The sequence below is a fragment of the Stenotrophomonas sp. YJH_SMC_6 genome (assembly GCF_059371335.1).
Map to the genome: position 1 here is coordinate 17,241 of NZ_JCAFUM010000009.1, position 16,133 is coordinate 33,373.

A 16,133-nucleotide genomic window follows, 5' to 3' on the forward strand; every position below is an offset into this window, starting at 1 on the left:
CGCATGGCGCGGATCTACATCAATCCTTGGTGACGCGGTTGATCTCGGCCAGGCTGGTGATGCCCGCCGCGGCCTTCTTCAACGCCGACTGGCGCAGGTCATTCACGCCGATCTGCTGCGCCGCCTCGGCAATCTGCAGCGCATTGCCACCGGCCAGCACGATGGTGGCGATCTCATCGGTCATCGGCATGACCTGGTAGACGCCGGTCCGGCCCTTGTAGCCCTCGGTGCATTCATCGCAGCCCACGGCCTCGTACAGCTCGATGCCCGCATCCAGCTGCGCCTGGGTGAAGCCTTCGGCCAGCAGCGCATGTTCGGGCAGGCTGGACGGGCGCTTGCAGTTGCCGCACAGGCGGCGCGCCAGGCGCTGGGCGATCACCAGTGTCACCGAGCTGGTGATGTTGTACGGCGCGATGCCCATGTTCATCAGGCGCGCGATGGTCTGCGGCGCATCGTTGGTGTGCAGCGTGGACAGCACCATGTGGCCGGTCTGCGCGGCCTTGATCGCGATCTCCGCCGTTTCCAGGTCGCGGATTTCGCCGACCATGATGATGTCCGGGTCCTGTCGCAGGAACGAGCGCAGCGCCGCGGCGAAGGTCATGCCGCGCTTGTTGTTCTGCTGCACCTGGTTGACGCCGGGCAGGCGGATTTCCACCGGGTCTTCGGCGGTGGAGATGTTGCGCGTCTCGTCGTTGAGGATGCCCAGCGCGGTATACAGCGACACCGTCTTGCCCGAACCGGTCGGGCCGGTCACCAGCACCATGCCGTACGGCTTGTGGATGGCATCCAGGAACAGCTTCTGCTGGTCCGGCTCGTAACCCAGCTTGTCGATGCCCAGCTTGGCCGCGCTGCCATCGAGGATACGCAGCACCACCTTCTCGCCGAACAGGGTCGGCAGCGTGCTGACGCGGAAGTCGATCTGCTTGGTCTTGGACAGGTTGAGCTTGATGCGGCCGTCCTGCGGGACGCGCTTCTCGGCGATGTCCAGCTGTGCCATCACCTTCAGGCGCGCGGCGATGCGCTGGTTCAGCTTCACCGGTGCGCGCGCGACCATCTTCAGCAGGCCGTCGATGCGCAGGCGCACGCGGTAATCGTCTTCGTAGGGCTCGAAGTGGATGTCCGATGCGCCCTTGCGGATCGCATCGACCAGCACCTTGTTGACGAACTTCACCACCGGGGTGTCGTCACCCTTGGCATCGATGCCGGAATCGCCGCCGGTGGCGCCGAGATCCTCGTCGCCGGCCGCCACGTCCAGGTTGCCCATGCCATCGTCATCGCCACCCAGGGCATCGCCGAGGGTGTCATGGCTGGCGTGCCACTGTTCCAGCGTGCGCCGGATCTGGTCTTCGTCGACCAGGATCGGCTCGACCACCAGGTTGGTATGGAACTTGATCTCGTCCAGCGAGTGGGTCGGGTTGCTGGTGCCGACGAACAGCTTGCCACCGCGCTTGAACAGCGGCAGCACGTTGTGCTTGCGCAGCAGCTCCTCGCTGACCAGGCTCATCGCGTTCTGGCTGGCGTCGAAGGTGGACACGTCGAACAGCGGCATGCCGAACTCGACCGCGTTGGCGGCGGCCAACTGCGAGGCATTGACCAGCTTGTTCTGCGCGAACCAGGTCGGCAGTGGCTGGCGCGCGGCGGCGGCCTTGGCCATGGCGTCGCGGGCGGTGGCCTCGTCCAGGGCCCCGTCCTGCACCAGGCGACGGGCCAGGCCGGTGATGCCGACAAGATTGGCGGTGGTGACAGCGTTCATATGAATCCTTGGCTCATGGGGTCATGCCATGCCGTGCGTCTTGCACGGACACCGCACGGGGCAGCAGAACCCGCCGCGACCCAACGGCCATCGGCATCGCCAATCCATGAGCAACACTGCCTTGCCCGGCACTCCCGGCCCGGCAGGCACGATCCTGACTCCCCCGGGGATGATAGCCCCGTCAAGGGGCAGCCAGCATCCCATCGGAGCGCTGAAGTGTGATCAGCAGCCGGTCGGGCGATAGCGCGCTTCGAACGCGCTGCCATCGCAGCTCCAGATGCCCTCGGCCGAGCGGCGCAGGATCAGGTCCTTGCCTTCCAGCGCGCTGTGGCCCTTCAACGTGCAGCTGATGTGGCCGACACCGGAGTCGCTGAGTTCGGCTTCGACGTTCGAGCAGTGGGCGTTCTGGGCGCCGCCGATGAACTCGGGGGTGACCAGGCTGGCCGAGCGGTTTTCATAGACGACCGTTTCAACCAGCATCTTGCCCGGGCTGATGTCGGCCAGCGCGGCCGTCAGCTGAGTACGGATGATGTAAGGCTGGAACGCCACCGTCGCGATGGCCGCCAGAATGCCGATGATGGCCACCACGATCATCAGCTCGATGAGCGTAAAGCCCTTCTGCGTGTTCATGATTCCCCCTGTGTTGTCCAGCAATCCCCATTGCTGCGTGCCGACCGGGATTCGTACTCCAGTTAGCACAAGGCCCGCCGAAGCGGGCCTTGTGTCAACTCTGATGACAGCTACAGGAGCAGCAAACTCCCATGCCTGTCAGGTCAAGAGTATTAGGTACCAGTGCAGCCAGCCGGACGGAACTTCTTATCGACCGACACCGTGGTGCAGCTGAAACCGCCAGCCTTGGTGATCGCGCCCGAGGTAGCGTCGACGGTTGCTTCGGCATAGTCCAGCGAGATGCTGGAGCTGGTGCCAATACGACCCGGATCACGGATGGTGCACTTCATGCCGGTCTTAGCCACGGTGATTTCCGAGCAGCTACCGGTTTCCTTGCTCTGGAAGCCGGCAGATTCCAGCGTCGGAGTCTTACCGTTGCTGACTTCCATTTCGAACTGGGTCTTGTGCGAGGCCAGGTCGGCCAGCGCAGCGGTGACCTTCGACTTCGAGGTGTAGTCCTGGTAGGCGGGCAGTGCGATGGCGGCCAGGATGGCGATGATCGCGACGACGATCATCAGTTCGATAAGGGTGAAGCCCTTCTGGTTCTTCATTGGTACATCCCCAAGATAGTGGTGGTTGAGTTCAGTGCACGGGATCGGACCGGACAACGCCGGTTGAGCGGGCCCCGCGCCCTGCGGGTGGATCAACGCAGGTTGCGTGCCAACCCCGGCACGCCTCCCCCTGGATTTCCCCGCGCCCATGATGGCAGCAATTTCGCGGATGGGAACCCCCCGCTTCCGAATCTGCGATGGACGCGGCAATGTGACGCAGTACGTCACCTTTGGTCGGCACCCGGCACGAAATCGCACGCTGGGCCGCCTGCCAACTGCCCATCCGCCCTTGAACCCGCTACCATCGATGGCTAGTTACCCGCCTGGGGATGGCGGGTCTTGGGGAGCCAACATGTCTGTCAGTCGCAGTGCGATCAAGAAAGAGCCGGTGGCGCGCGCCACCATGGAGCTGCAGCCGTTTGTCTGGGAGGGGACCGACAAGCGGGGCGTGAAGATGAAGGGCGAGCAGCTGGCCAAGAACGCCAACCTGCTGCGCGCCGAGCTGCGCCGCCAGGGCATCAACCCGGGCCAGGTCAAGCCCAAGCCGAAGCCGCTGTTCGGCGCCGCCGGCAGCCCGGTCAAGCCCAAGGACATCGCCTTCTTCAGCCGGCAGATGGCCACGATGATGAAATCCGGCGTGCCGATCGTGTCGGCGCTGGACATCATCGCCAGCGGGCACAAGAACCCGCGGATGAAGAAGCTGGTCGACACCATCCGCACCGACATCGAGGGCGGCTCCTCGATGTACGAGGCGATCAGCAAGCACCCGGTGCAGTTCGACGAGCTGTACCGCAACCTGGTGCGGGCCGGCGAAGGTGCCGGCGTTCTGGAAACCGTGCTGGACACGGTGGCCACCTACAAGGAGAACATCGAAGCGCTGAAGGGCAAGATCAAGAAAGCGCTGTTCTACCCGATCATGGTGGTGGTGGTGGCCATGCTGGTCAGCGGCATCATGCTGGTGTTCGTGGTGCCGCAGTTCGAGGACGTGTTCAAGAGCTTTGGTGCCGAGCTGCCCGCCTTCACCCAGATGGTGGTGAACCTTTCGAGATTCATGGTGTCGTGGTGGTGGCTGATGCTGCTGGTCGCGATCGGTACGGCGGTCGCCTTGGTCATGTCCTACAAGCGCTCGCCGAAGATGCAGCATGCGATGGACCGGCTCGTGCTGAAGGTGCCGGTGATCGGGCAGATCATGCACAACAGCGCCATCGCCCGCTTCTCGCGCACCACCGCGGTGACCTTCAAGGCCGGCGTACCGCTGGTGGAGGCGCTGGGCATCGTGGCCGGTGCTACCGGCAACACCGTGTACGAAGAGGCGGTGCTGCGCATGCGCGACGACGTCTCGGTGGGTTACCCGGTGAACATGTCGATGAAACAGACCAACCTGTTCCCGCACATGGTCATCCAGATGACCGGCATCGGCGAAGAGGCTGGTGCGCTGGACGCCATGCTGTTCAAGGTGGCCGAGTACTATGAGCAGGAGGTCAACAATTCGGTGGATGCCCTGAGCAGCCTGCTGGAACCGATGATCATGGTGTTCATTGGTACCATTGTGGGCGGCATGGTGATTGCCATGTACCTTCCCATCTTCAAACTCGGCGCCGTCGTCGGATAACACATACATGGCTTTTCTCGACCAGCATCCTGGCCTCGGCTACCCCGCCGCGGCCGCCTTCGGACTGCTGCTGGGCAGTTTCCTGAACGTCGTCATCCTGCGCCTGCCCAAGCGGCTGGAATGGCAGTGGAAGCGCGATGCGCGCGAAGTCCTGGAGGAACCGGACTTCTATGAACCGCCCCCACCGGGGATCGTGGTCGAGCCGTCGCACTGCCCGCACTGCAAGCACAAGCTGAGCTGGTACGAGAACATCCCGCTGTTCAGCTGGATCATCCAGGGCGGCAAGTGCCGCCACTGCAAGGCACCGATCTCGCTGCAGTACCCGCTGGTGGAGGCGCTGACCTCACTGCTGGTGGTGGCCTGCGTCTGGCAGTTCGGCTTCGGCTGGCAGGGTTTCGGCGCCATCGTGCTGACCTGCTTCCTGATCGCGCTGTCCGGCATCGATCTGCGCACCCAGCTGCTGCCCGACCAGCTCACCCTGCCGCTGATGTGGCTGGGGCTGATAGGCAGCATCGACAACCTGTACATGCCGGCCAAGCCCGCCCTGGTGGGCGCGGCGGTGGGCTATCTGTCGCTGTGGACGGTCTGGTGGCTGTTCAAGCAGCTGACCGGCAAGGAGGGCATGGGCCACGGCGATTTCAAGCTGCTGGCAGCGCTGGGCGCCTGGTGCGGGCTGAAGGGCATTCTGCCGATCATCCTGCTGTCGTCGGTGCTGGGCGCCATCATCGGCTCGATCTGGCTGTACAGCCGGGGCCGTGACCGCGCCACGCCGATTCCGTTCGGCCCTTACCTGGCCATTGCCGGCTGGTTGTACTTCATGTGGGGCGCGCCGCTGGTGGAGCAGTACATGGTGATGAGCGGGCTGCGCTGAGGGGAGTCCCCATGAGCCGCTATGTGGTTGGCCTGACCGGTGGCATCGCCTCGGGCAAGAGTGAAGTGACCCGGCGCTTCGAAGCGCTGGGCATCGTGGTGGCCGACGCCGACCTGGCCGCCCGGGCCGTGGTGGCTGCCGACAGCCCGGCGCTGGCCCGCATTGCCGAGCGTTTCGGCGCCGACATGCTGCTGGCCGACGGCAACCTGGACCGGGCCCGCCTGCGCGCCCACGTCTTTGCCGATCCGGCCGAGCGGACAGCGCTGGAAGCCATCACCCACCCGGCCATCCGCCTGCTGATGCAACAGCAGTGCGAGCAGGCTGAGAGCCCCTATGCGATTGCGGCCATTCCGCTGCTGACCGAGGTGGGCGGGCGGAAGGCCTACCCTTGGCTGGACCGGGTGCTGCTGGTGGATGCTCCGGAAGCCGTGCAGCACGCCCGCCTGATGCAGCGCGATGGCATTGATGCTGCGCTGGCCGACCGGATGATTGCTGCGCAGGCCAGCCGTGCGCAGCGCTTGGCACTGGCCGATGACGTAGTGGTCAATGATGGGCAGCCGGAGGACCTGCAGGTGCAGGTGGAACAGCTGCATGCGCGGTATCTGGGCTTGGCCGGGGCTTGAGGCCTGGTTGCCGGCCAGCGGCCGGCACTACCAAAGCGCATCCATGCGTGGCGTGGATCTACTCCAGCTGCTGGCGGGCGCCACCCTGCTCCCGCGCGATTTCGGCAGCGTGCAGCAGCTGGATCAGGGTATTCAGGCCGGCAAGCGTGCGGCTGAGACCAGCCATCGTGGCGGCCTGCGCCGGGCTGGCCCCCTGCACATCCAGCCGCTGGCCGTCGGCAGCGTCGCGGCCATCCATGCGCGCCAGAAGGGCGGGCAGCAGGTCCCTGGGGTCATCCAGCAGAACTTCGGCCCGCTCGGCGACGTCGGCAGGCAGCAGGTGGGCGGCATCGCCGATCAGGGCGTGCAACTGGGGGAACAGCGGGCGGGCGGACATGGTGAAGCTCCTCGCAGACAGCAGGCCACCTGCAGATGCAAGGTGGCGGACGGTGCGGGTTGGCGTACCGGAGACCCAACAACTCAAAAGCGAAGGAAAAATAGACTCCAGCGGATTCTGGCGAATCCCCACGCACCGTCCGCCAAAGCGAGGGCAGACGATGCATTTTCCATGATGAGCTAGAGCACATCCGGAGCTTTTGATTTGTTGGTTTTTTTCAGGACGCCAATCCCGGCCAAGGCACCTGCCCCGGCCAGGTCATCAGGCCATCACCGCGCACGGCGATCTGTAAGGAAATTCCCAAGTGCGGCGCGGGCTTGCCAATGCGTGCGTTGGAACACGCGCGGGGCGCGGCAGCGATCACGGTGGTGTCGTGTCGGGCCTGTGATGCGATGTTCGCGTGCGGGGGATTCAGTGTCACAAGCGACACAGGGCGTGATGCAAGGTCGGCAGGGTCCGTGCCGACCAAGGTCGGCACCCACCCAAGCAGGGGTGCTTACAACGGCTTCGGCGAGAACGTCAGGGTGGCGATCACGCCACGCTCGCCACCGGGGCGCACGCTCACCTGCCAGCCGTACAGGTCGCACAGACGGCTGACGATCGACAGGCCGATGCCGCCTCCCTGCGAATGACCAGCGTGCGTGCCGCGGTAGCCACGCTGGAACAGCTTGGCCGCATCTTCCTCGCTCAGGCCCGGGCCGCTGTCGGTCACCGACACCGAATTGGCGCCCACGAAGACGCGTACTTCGCCATCCTGCGAGTACTTCACCGCGTTGCCGATCAGGTTGCCCAACGCCACCGACAGCGCCGCCTCGGGTGCATCGATCACCAGGTTGCGCTCGCCTTCCAGCAGCAGCTCCAGCGGCTTGCCACCCAGCTGCGCGCGGTGCGCATCCAGCAGCTGCTCGGCCACGCGGGCCACGTTGCTGGTGCCCTGCCCGCGCTCGTTGCGCGACAGCAGCAGCAGTGCGCCGATCAGGTCGCTGCACTGCTGCTCGGCACGCTGGATACGCTGCAGGCGCTGCAGCACCTTCTCGTCCAGGCCGGGCCGGGTCAGCAGCAGCTCGGTGGCACCGCGGATCACTGCCAGCGGCGTGCGCAGTTCATGGCTGACGTCTGCATTGAACTCGCGATCGCGCTGCACCACTTCGGTCAGCCGCGAGGAGTAGTCGTCCAGCGCCTGGGCCAGCTGCCCCACCTCGTCATCGGGAAAGCGCGGCGCCAAGGGCTCGGGCTCACTGGTACCGCCGCGGTACGCACGCAGCCGCGCGGCCAGGTCCGACACCGGCTTCATCACCTTCGACGCCGACCACCAGCCCAGCACCAGCGACAGCACGCTGAACACCAGCACCGACAACACCAGCGCGCGGTTGAGCTGCTTGCCGCCGCGCACGCTGTCGGTCATGTCATAGGCGAGGAAGAACCAGGCGTCGGGCGTCTTCCGCACGGCCAGCTTGTAGGAATAGGGTTCGCCGTGTTCGTCGCCGCTGACGCTGTGGATGCCATCGGAGAAGCCCGCCCACTGCGCGCGTTCTTCGCGCACCCGGTCGAACTTGTCCTTGGAATAGGCATACGCACGGATCTGCAGCACCGGCGCGTCCGGGTTGTGGCCCGGGTGTTCGTAGTAGCGCCGCGCGTACTCGTCGATGTTGCGGTTCATCAGCTCTTCCACCAGCTGGTTTTCCACGCGCAGGCGGGCCCAGTTGGTGGCGAACGCGAACAGTGTCGTCAGGCAGAAGCCCAACAACACGAACGAGACGATGATGCGGCTGCGCAGGCGCCGCCGGTATGGCGTGCGCCGGCGCTCCCCCTTGGCTGCCACGGAATCAGGCTTCCGGGGTGGCGATGCGGTATCCGATGCCATGGCGGGTCTGGATCAGCGGCACTTCAAACGGCTTGTCGACCACCGCACGCAGGCCATGGATATGCACGCGCAGCGAATCCGAATCGGGCAGTTCCTCGCCCCACACGCGGGTTTCCAGCTCCTGGCGGGTCACCACCGCCGGTGCCGCTTCCATCAGCGCCTGCAGGATCTTCAGCGCGGTCGGGTTGAGCTGCAGCAGCTTGCCCTGGCGGCGCACTTCCAGCGTATCCAGGTTGTATTCCAGGTCGCCGGTTTCCAGCACGCGGGTCTGCACGCCCTTGCCGCGGCGCGACAGGGCGTTCAGACGCACTTCCACTTCCTGCAGCGCGAACGGCTTGATCAGGTAGTCATCGGCACCGGAATCGAAGCCGGCCAGCTTGTTGTCCAGCGAATCGCGGGCCGTCAGCATCAGCACCGGGGTCTGCTTGCGCGCTTCATTGCGCAGTTTGCGGCAGACTTCGATGCCGTCCATGCCTGGCAGGTTGAGATCCAGCACGATCGCGTCGAACTCGTGCACCACGGCCAGATGCAGGCCGGTGACCCCGTCAGCCGCGAAGTCCACCGTATGCCCCCGGTCCTCCAGATAGTCGCCCAGGTTGGCCGCAATGTCGCTGTTGTCTTCGATTACCAGGATTCTCACTGTCACCTCTAATTGACTGTACTGCCGGCGCGCATGACCTGCCTCATGTCCTGCTGTGCCCGTTCCTTCTGCCGAGCGCGCTCGGCAACGGTCATGCACTGCGTCGTGGTCCGGTTGGAACCGATGGGCTTTTCACGTTGGCATATTAGACGACTATCTTCACGCGCCTGTGTCAAAACCGTGTTCACGACCTGCTGATCGTTGAAGACCTGGGTTTGCACCGGTTCAGGCATGGAATCGCGTGCCGGGTACTGCTCCACCGCTGCGCGCATGCGTGCCAGGGCGTCGTTGACGCGGGTGCGCTCGTCCTGCTTGAGTTCCGAATAGGTTTCGCCGTCCTTGAGCTCCACCTCGATACGCGCGATCTGCTGCTGCAGCGGCTGGCCGGGCACGAACACGTCCTTGCCCCTGGATGCCGATGCGGTACTGACCAGGGCGAGTCCTGACAACAGGACGGCCGACATCAAAGCCTGTTTCATGGCAAACAAATCCTTGTCTGTGGCGAATCCCGACTCTATTCGCACCCCCTTCACGCCAGCAAGTGCCAATGGTCGGGGCAGCGGAAGCCCTACCGCGAGCTGGCAGGGTTGAAGTTGTTGAAGGTGCGCTGGTCGTTCAACAGCGCCTTGCCCTTTTCCTCGATCCGGCGGCGCTCGGCCACCGTCAGGCAGCGGCTTTTGGGCATGTTGCTGCCGGTGCTGCGCGTGTGCTGGCAGATCTGCCGGCTGTCCTCGTGGGCGCGGGTGAGCAGGGTATTGATCCGCTCCTGGTCGTTGAAGACCTCCCCCTGCACCTGCGGCGGCAGTTCCTGCACGCTCTGGTGGCCGCCCATCCGCGCGGTGATCCGGGCCAGCGCTTCGCGCACGGTGCTGCGGTCATCAGCGGAAATCTCGCTGTAATCGCCATCATCCAGGGCTTTTTCGACCTGGCGCACCTGCTCGGCCACCGGCGACTGCCGGTCCATCTGCACAACGGATTTCTCCGGCTTGGCCGCAGCAGATCCGGCCAGGCCCAGCAACAACGCGATCATCGTGATGCGGTACATCGCCAGCCTCCGATCCATCCAGGAACGATGGGGGCCACTCTACGGCCGTCACGCCACCCCCACAAGGGACAGCGGGCAGGCATAAAAAAGACCCAGGCGGTGCCCCCGCCTGGGTCTGAAGTTGTATCCCGATACCGATCCTGCTGAGAGGCAGAGCTGCGGTTCGCTGAAGCCTACGCGTGGGCCGATTAAAGGCTTGTTAAAGCCGGCCTCATCCGCCCGTGAGAATCTCAAGCCGCTGAATAATCAGGGTTTTTTAAGCTTCTCGACGTGCTCGATGATGCGCGTGGCCACGTCCACCCCGCAGGCGGCCTCGATCCCTTCCAGCCCCGGCGTTGAATTGACCTCCAGCACCAGCGGGCCGCGCGCGGAGCGGATCAGGTCCACCCCGCACACCGACAGTCCCAGCGCCTTGGCCGACCGCACCGCCACCTGCTGCTCGGCACGGCTGGCCTTGGCCGCCACCGCCGTACCCCCGGCATGCAGGTTGGAGCGGAAGTCACCTTCCGGCGCCTGCCGCTGCATCGAGGCAACCACCTGGTCACCGACCACGAAGCAGCGCAGATCGGCGCCCTTGGCCTCGCCGATGAATTCCTGCATCAGGAAATTGGCGTACAACCCGCGCAGGGCCTCGACAATGCCGCGCGAGGCGCTGGCCTTCTCGGTAAGGATCACGCCGCGCCCCTGGGTACCCTCATTGAGCTTCACCACATGCGGCGGTGGGCCCAGCATGGACAACAGGTCGACGGTGTCGTCGGGGTTGTCGCCGAACACAGTTACCGGCATGTCGATGCCCTTGGCCGCCAGCAGCTGGTGTGCGCGCAGCTTGTCGCGCGAACGCAGGATCGCGTCGGACGGATTCGGGGTGCGTGCACCCATCAGTTCGAACTGGCGCAGCACGGCCGTGCCATAGCGGGTGATCGAGGCACCGATGCGCGGGATGACCATGTCCACGCCGGTCATCGGCCGGCCCTTGTAATGCATCGAAAAGCCATCGGCGGCAATGCGCATGTAGCAGCGCAGCGGATCGAGGATGCGCACGGTGTGGCCGCGCGCGCGCGCCGCCTCGACCAGCCGGCGGGTGGAATACAGGGAACTGTTGCGGGACAGGATGGCGAGCTTCATCGCGGCAGGATCGGGCGGCAGGCGCGCAGCATAGCGCGGGCGTGTGGCGGGTGGATGATGCCCTGCGGCGTGGCTTGCTCAGGCGCAGGCGGCACACTGCGGGGGCAGGCCAGACCGCAAGGAAACCCGATGTCGATCACCGTATTCCCGCGCTTCTCCGAAGTGGATGTACTCGGCCACGTCACCAACACCGCCCTGCCCGTCTGGTTCGAGGAAGGCCGCCAGGAGATCTTCCGGCATTTCAGCCACGAGGCCAGCATGCGCGACCTGGCACTGATCCTGCGCCGCTACGAGATCGACTTCCTGCAGCAGATACAGGCGGGACACGAAGTGCGCATCGAGACCCGGATCGAGAGCATTGGCCGCTCCTCGCTGTCGATCGTGCAACAGGCGTTCCAGTTCGAGGCCCTGGTAGCCAGCGGGCGCTGCGTGATGGTTCATTTCGACTACACGGCCAACGCCTCGCGCGAGATCGATGCGGAGCAGCGCCAGGCGTTGTCGGGGCTGTTCACCGAGGAATATGCACAGTCGCTGCGGGAAACGAGCGCGCGCGCCGCCGAGGCCTGATCAGCGCGAGGGAAGGCGCAGCCTGAAGCGCCCATCACGGGCGCGCAGCGCCAACCCGGTTTCACGCCATTCCACAGGCAGCTCCAAGGCTGTGTGGCGCGTGGGGTTTCGATGGACGGCATCGGACTCCCAGCGTTCCTCATAGGCTTCGCACTGCAGTGTGCCGTCATCGTCAGCATCGATCACATTGATCCAGGCCATGCTCCGGGCCTTGCCGAAGCCCCCCATCGCATGACGGGCAAAGGCTTGCCAACGACCCTGCCAGCAGACAAGCCACACGCCCTCGATGGGTCGCAGGTTCTCATCAAGCACACTGCCGGCCACCACCAGGCAGCGTCCCGACGGGCTCGCGATCACGGTCTCCAGATCACAGGCATGGCGACCACTGGAGGTCTCGTCAAGGTAAAGGGCATACGGGCAGATGCACGCGAACAGGGCCGGATGCGCAGTCACGCGCAGATCATCGGGAAGCAGCGGGACCGCGCGCAGCACCCGGGCATCAGGCAGGACGTGCCTCAGCTCCCGCGGCAATCCGGCGGCCAGCGCCGGATGTCCGTGCTCCAACCATAGGCCTCGGCAGGAATGCAGCTGGGTCACGCCGCCGGACTGGCTGCGCAGCCACGACGCCGCCCCCGCCTCCCCATCGATCTGCAGGCGCTCGCCCAGCTGCTGCCGGAACTGGCCGGGATCAGCCGCAAGCACCTGCACCGTCTTTTGGCGCTCGTCGTAGACGATCACTGCTTCGCATCGATCAACATACCCGCTGGCCAGGCGCAGCGCGCCTCCCGGCAGGTCCTGCCATTCACCACTGGCATCACGACTGCCTCCAGTGGATACGCCTTCGACGATGGCGCCATCGCGCAGCATCTGCGTGCTGTACGCCGGTCCGCCCATGCCCAGCTCGCCCCAATCCAACAGCACATCATGTGCGGGCGGCCGTTCGGCAAAGGGCTTCATCGATCGCGAGCGCAGTCGTGAACCGCCCACGGCATTGCCGACCAGATCGATTCGCTGCAGCGCGCCCCCCAACGCAAGGCACACGGCAAGGCCGGCAATCACTCCCAAAGGCGACCACCAGGCCACACAGACGGCGACCAGGGCCAGGAACGGCAACCACTGGGTGTAGCGCCGCAGGGCGGTTCGATCAAGGGACATGCGGATGAGAGAGGCGCCCCAGCGAACCGTCGACGTCTTCAATGCCGATCCGATCGATTGCGGCCGATGCCGGTTCAAGCATCCTGCGCTCCTGGAACGGCGCCAAATCGATTCTCTTCCTCGCTCCCGGGAAGCAGCATGACCGGAAAGAGGACGAACACCCCCAAGGGAATGAACGCGATCACGGTGTACCAGCCTGACTCGTCGATGTCGTGCAATCTCCTCACGGTCAGGGCCAGCATCGGAGGCAGGAAGACGAAGACAGCGCAGACGGTCATGACCCATCCCACCTTCCACAGGATCTCGGACGTTTCCCAATCCAACGACAGGTACCCGACCAGCCAGTAACCGCGATCCATCACGCTGTAGCTCACCGCCATCACGAACCCGGCCAGCAGCGATTACGACCAGAACTCCCGCCGGTCGGATCGTCCGGAAAAATCAAAGCATCGCCTGATGGGCACAAGTGCAGCGATCATTCACGCTCCGGGCAACGGATGTTGGGCGTCAACAGCTGACGATCTTCTAGCATTGCGAAGCCAAGCATCAACTGAACCCCGCAGCTCGACCGGCCCCGGGAGGCCACAGCAGCCGCAGCTGCAGCAGGGCAGTTCCCGTCCTGCAGGCTCTGCGCAAGGATGCATTCGGACACGACCGATCCGGCCAAGGGATGTTTGCGAAGCGACGTCCAGCCCTGGCATTCACCGGGCATCTCGACCGGGATCCATGCGCGGAAAAGCGGGGTTCGGATATCGCGGAGCGTCTGCCTGATGCAGACCGCTGGAGACATGGAGCGGGCGATGGGAATCGAACCCACGTCAGTAGCTTGGGAAGCTACAGCTCTACCATTGAGCTACGCCCGCGTTGCGGTGGGAAGTCTATGCGCTGGGCCCCGTGTTGCGCAATGGTGCCCATCGCATCAGGCCGGGGTCACAGCCCTCTCGCTGCCGAGAGGGCCGACCCCGCCTGGTTTCTGCTTAGAAGGTGCCGCTGAAGTTGGCGAACAGCGTTGCGTCCTGGGCACGCTTCTGCCCGGCCGAAGCGCTCAGGCCGAAGTTGCTCTGCAGCCCGAACAGTTCGGTGCGGGCGCCCAGCACGACGGTCGCGTAGTCCTTGTCGAACTTCAGGCCCGGCACACGGTAGCTGCCCAGTTCCGGCAGGGTCTGCAGCCACGCGCTGCCCTGCTTGGTGTCTTCGAACTCATGGTCGTAGGTCAGCTGCGCGTACGGCTTGAGGGTGCCGCCATCGAAGCGGGCCTGCCAACCGATGCGACCAACGGTCGAATCAACGTTCTGGCGGTCGTAGCCCAGCGCGGTGGCCAGGGTGCCGGCCGCAGCGCTTTCGGTGTAACCATCGATCTTCACCTTCTGCCAGATCACCGAAGCGATCGGACCGTGACGGAAGCCGCCTTCGGTGCCGAACTCGTAACCGGCGTTCAAGGCGGCGGTCAGGTTGCTGCCGTCCGGCGAACCACCGTGCTCGCGGGTGGCCGGGCCGAGCTGGACCTTGCGGTTCACGTCATACGACAGCCAGGTGTAGCTGACCTGGCCGTTCACCCAGATGCGATCGCCGTACCAGCCGGCGAACAGGCCGGCGGTGGTGTCCTTCTGGGTGAAATCGCCACGGCTGTTGCCGAAGTCGGCGTTGAGGCGGCCGAAGCCAGCGAAGCCGCCGACCACCATGCCGTCGCGCGCCCAGTCGATGCCGAACAGGCCGGCCGGCGCCAGGCCGTCGTACAGATCCGCGTGGTCGTAGCGCTGCAGGTCACCGCGGACGCCGCCCCACCAGGACAGGCCGTCGGCCGGACGACCGCCCAGGTGCATGCTGACCTGATCGGCACGCGAACGACCGATGGTCTGTGCCGAGTGGCTCAGCACCTGCTGCAGGCGCGGGGCTTCCAGCACCGAGACCGCGTACTGGCCCAGCAGCTGGTGGCCCGCCGTGGTCGGATGCACGCCATCGGCGAACAGATAGGTGTTGGCCGCATCCGGGCTGACGTAGCTGGTCGGATTGCAGGTCAGGATGCTCTGAGTCGAATTGGCCGGATCGATCTTGCAGGCGGTGCTGGTGACGTTGGTGAAGCCGTACATGGCCGGATTGGCGGCGACTTCGCCCAGCACGGTGAAGGTATCGAGCGGGATGAACTCGATGCCGGCCTGCTTCAGGCCACCATAAAGAGCCTTGTTGTAGCCGGCTGACAGCGCGGTGGCGGTGGCCGCGTTCGGGCCGCGGAAGGCCGGAGTCAGGCCGACGTTCGGCAGGTTCGGCACCAGCACGTACTGCGCACCGGCCTGCTTCAGCGCACCCACCAGAGCGATCTGGTCGGTGACGGCGGCGCCGATGATGGCCTGTGCCTGCGCCGGTGCAGCTGCGGCGGCGAACAGGTCATTGGCGCCGCCCCACACCGTGTACAGGACATTGCCGTCAGCCTTGCCGCCGTTGGCGGCCAGATAACGGGCCGCCTGCGACTTCAGCGAGGGGATAGTCCCCATTGCGCTCGGCACGTCCACGCCAACGCGGGCACCACCGACCGCGTAATTGTCACCGCTCTGGCCGTTGCCATTGGCGGCGCCATTGAGGCCATAGTAGTTGGCGACCTGCTGCGACCACACCCAGCCCGGGTTGGTGGTGAACTGGCCGGTCACCGGACGCACATCGGCCGGCAGCAGCGGGCGGAAATAGCCGGCATCGGTCAGGCTGTCGCCGAAGAACACGGCCTTGGAATACGGGGATTCGCCTGCCATGGCCGGAAGCGCGGCCAGCGCGATCGCGGCCGCCATCAGGGTGCGGATCGGGCGTTTGCTGAGCAGCATGAAAAAACTCCTGTGGGGATATCGTTGAGGACCCGGCGGACGTACGCCGGCGCACGGTGAATGGTTTCACTGCGCCGCGTTTTGCTCACGCTGCGCCGCCGCATGGATTGTCGCCCGATCGCCGGGAAACCTGCTGTGCCGGAGCTGGCGCCCCGTTCAATTTGCAAGTGTTCCGATCCCGGCGGGCTATCGGCGACAATGCACGGATGAACATCCAGCTCAATGGCGAACCCCGCGCCCTGCCCGCTTCGGCAACCCTCCACGACCTGCTCGAGGCCGAACAGTTGCTGCAGCGCCGGGTGGCGGTCGAGGTCAACGGCGAGATCGTCAGCCGCAGCCGCCACGGCGAGCACGTCCTGGCCGAAGGCGACGTGGTGGAGATCGTGCACGCGTTGGGCGGGGGCTGAGACCTCCGGGTGGTGCCGGCCGCTGGCCGGCAATCCGACGCTGTCAGGCACCCTGCATGTGC

Annotated in this window: 16 protein-coding genes, 1 tRNA gene and 1 pseudogene; 5 read left to right on the forward strand and 13 right to left on the reverse strand. The window is 65.3% G+C overall.

Annotated features, from left to right (window positions below):
- Positions 1–19: 19 nt before the first annotated feature.
- The 3 genes from pilB to AC5P9N_RS11550 form a co-directional block, all read right to left on the reverse strand.
- Positions 20–1,753 (reverse strand): type IV-A pilus assembly ATPase PilB, encoded by a 1,734-nt coding sequence (pilB, locus tag AC5P9N_RS11540; RefSeq protein WP_005414305.1) that lies wholly within the window; start codon positions 1,751–1,753, stop codon positions 20–22.
- Between the two features lie 222 nt (positions 1,754–1,975).
- A complete protein-coding gene (locus tag AC5P9N_RS11545; RefSeq protein WP_099485280.1) occupies positions 1,976–2,383 on the reverse strand; it encodes a pilin in 408 nt (135 codons plus the stop codon).
- 152 nt (positions 2,384–2,535) lie between these two features.
- Positions 2,536–2,973, reverse strand: a complete 438-nt coding sequence (locus AC5P9N_RS11550) for a pilin (RefSeq protein WP_043035129.1) — start codon at positions 2,971–2,973, stop codon at positions 2,536–2,538.
- 352 nt (positions 2,974–3,325) lie between these two features.
- Here AC5P9N_RS11550 and AC5P9N_RS11555 point away from each other — a divergent pair, with 352 nt between their 5' ends.
- The 3 genes from AC5P9N_RS11555 to coaE are packed head-to-tail and all read left to right on the forward strand — an operon-like array spanning position 3,326 to position 6,079.
- The gene (locus tag AC5P9N_RS11555) at positions 3,326–4,585 is read left to right on the forward strand and encodes a type II secretion system F family protein (RefSeq protein WP_099474767.1); all 1,260 of its coding nucleotides are present in this window, start codon (positions 3,326–3,328) and stop codon (positions 4,583–4,585) included.
- Positions 4,586–4,592: 7 nt separating this feature from the next.
- Positions 4,593–5,456, forward strand: coding sequence for a prepilin peptidase (locus AC5P9N_RS11560; protein WP_005410800.1), 864 nt, complete (start codon positions 4,593–4,595; stop codon positions 5,454–5,456).
- An 11-nt stretch (positions 5,457–5,467) separates the two neighbouring features.
- Entirely contained in the window at positions 5,468–6,079 is a 612-nt protein-coding gene (coaE, locus tag AC5P9N_RS11565; protein ID WP_049452340.1) for a dephospho-CoA kinase, read from the forward strand.
- 64 nt (positions 6,080–6,143) lie between these two features.
- On the opposite strand, the pseudogene AC5P9N_RS11570 reads toward coaE, so the two are convergent.
- From AC5P9N_RS11570 to rimK, 6 genes and pseudogenes are all read right to left on the reverse strand, one after another.
- Positions 6,144–6,455 (reverse strand): annotated as a pseudogene (locus AC5P9N_RS11570) (hypothetical protein); the annotation flags it as partial.
- Between the two features lie 496 nt (positions 6,456–6,951).
- Positions 6,952–8,319: a sensor histidine kinase gene (locus tag AC5P9N_RS11575; protein ID WP_043034309.1), complete on the reverse strand. Its 1,368-nt coding sequence runs from the start codon at positions 8,317–8,319 to the stop codon at positions 6,952–6,954.
- Complete coding sequence (locus AC5P9N_RS11580) at positions 8,282–8,959, reverse strand: response regulator transcription factor (protein WP_005410804.1); 678 nt, start codon at positions 8,957–8,959, stop codon at positions 8,282–8,284. The genes AC5P9N_RS11575 and AC5P9N_RS11580 overlap by 38 nt, the downstream gene beginning before the upstream one ends.
- A gap of 8 nt (positions 8,960–8,967) precedes the next feature.
- Complete coding sequence (locus tag AC5P9N_RS11585) at positions 8,968–9,438, reverse strand: hypothetical protein (RefSeq protein WP_005410805.1); 471 nt, start codon at positions 9,436–9,438, stop codon at positions 8,968–8,970.
- 89 nt (positions 9,439–9,527) lie between these two features.
- Positions 9,528–10,004 (reverse strand): hypothetical protein, encoded by a 477-nt coding sequence (locus tag AC5P9N_RS11590; RefSeq protein ID WP_005410806.1) that lies wholly within the window; start codon positions 10,002–10,004, stop codon positions 9,528–9,530.
- A gap of 246 nt (positions 10,005–10,250) precedes the next feature.
- Positions 10,251–11,129: a 30S ribosomal protein S6--L-glutamate ligase gene (gene rimK / locus AC5P9N_RS11595; protein WP_005410807.1), complete on the reverse strand. Its 879-nt coding sequence runs from the start codon at positions 11,127–11,129 to the stop codon at positions 10,251–10,253.
- Positions 11,130–11,258: 129 nt separating this feature from the next.
- On the opposite strand from rimK, the gene AC5P9N_RS11600 reads away from it, so the two are divergent.
- Positions 11,259–11,696, forward strand: coding sequence for an acyl-CoA thioesterase (locus AC5P9N_RS11600; protein WP_060380859.1), 438 nt, complete (start codon positions 11,259–11,261; stop codon positions 11,694–11,696).
- Here the strand turns inward: AC5P9N_RS11600 and AC5P9N_RS11605 are convergent, their stop codons facing one another.
- From AC5P9N_RS11605 to AC5P9N_RS11620, 4 genes are all read right to left on the reverse strand, one after another.
- Entirely contained in the window at positions 11,697–12,851 is a 1,155-nt protein-coding gene (locus tag AC5P9N_RS11605) for a hypothetical protein (RefSeq protein ID WP_099485281.1), read from the reverse strand.
- Between the two features lie 74 nt (positions 12,852–12,925).
- Positions 12,926–13,231: a DUF805 domain-containing protein gene (locus AC5P9N_RS11610; protein ID WP_239498924.1), complete on the reverse strand. Its 306-nt coding sequence runs from the start codon at positions 13,229–13,231 to the stop codon at positions 12,926–12,928.
- Positions 13,232–13,640: 409 nt separating this feature from the next.
- Positions 13,641–13,714 (reverse strand) — tRNA-Gly (locus AC5P9N_RS11615).
- 114 nt (positions 13,715–13,828) lie between these two features.
- A complete protein-coding gene (locus AC5P9N_RS11620) occupies positions 13,829–15,664 on the reverse strand; it encodes an autotransporter domain-containing esterase (protein WP_049431796.1) in 1,836 nt (611 codons plus the stop codon).
- A 206-nt stretch (positions 15,665–15,870) separates the two neighbouring features.
- On the opposite strand from AC5P9N_RS11620, the gene thiS reads away from it, so the two are divergent.
- Positions 15,871–16,071: a sulfur carrier protein ThiS gene (gene thiS, locus AC5P9N_RS11625; RefSeq protein WP_005410812.1), complete on the forward strand. Its 201-nt coding sequence runs from the start codon at positions 15,871–15,873 to the stop codon at positions 16,069–16,071.
- Positions 16,072–16,133 lie beyond the last annotated feature (62 nt).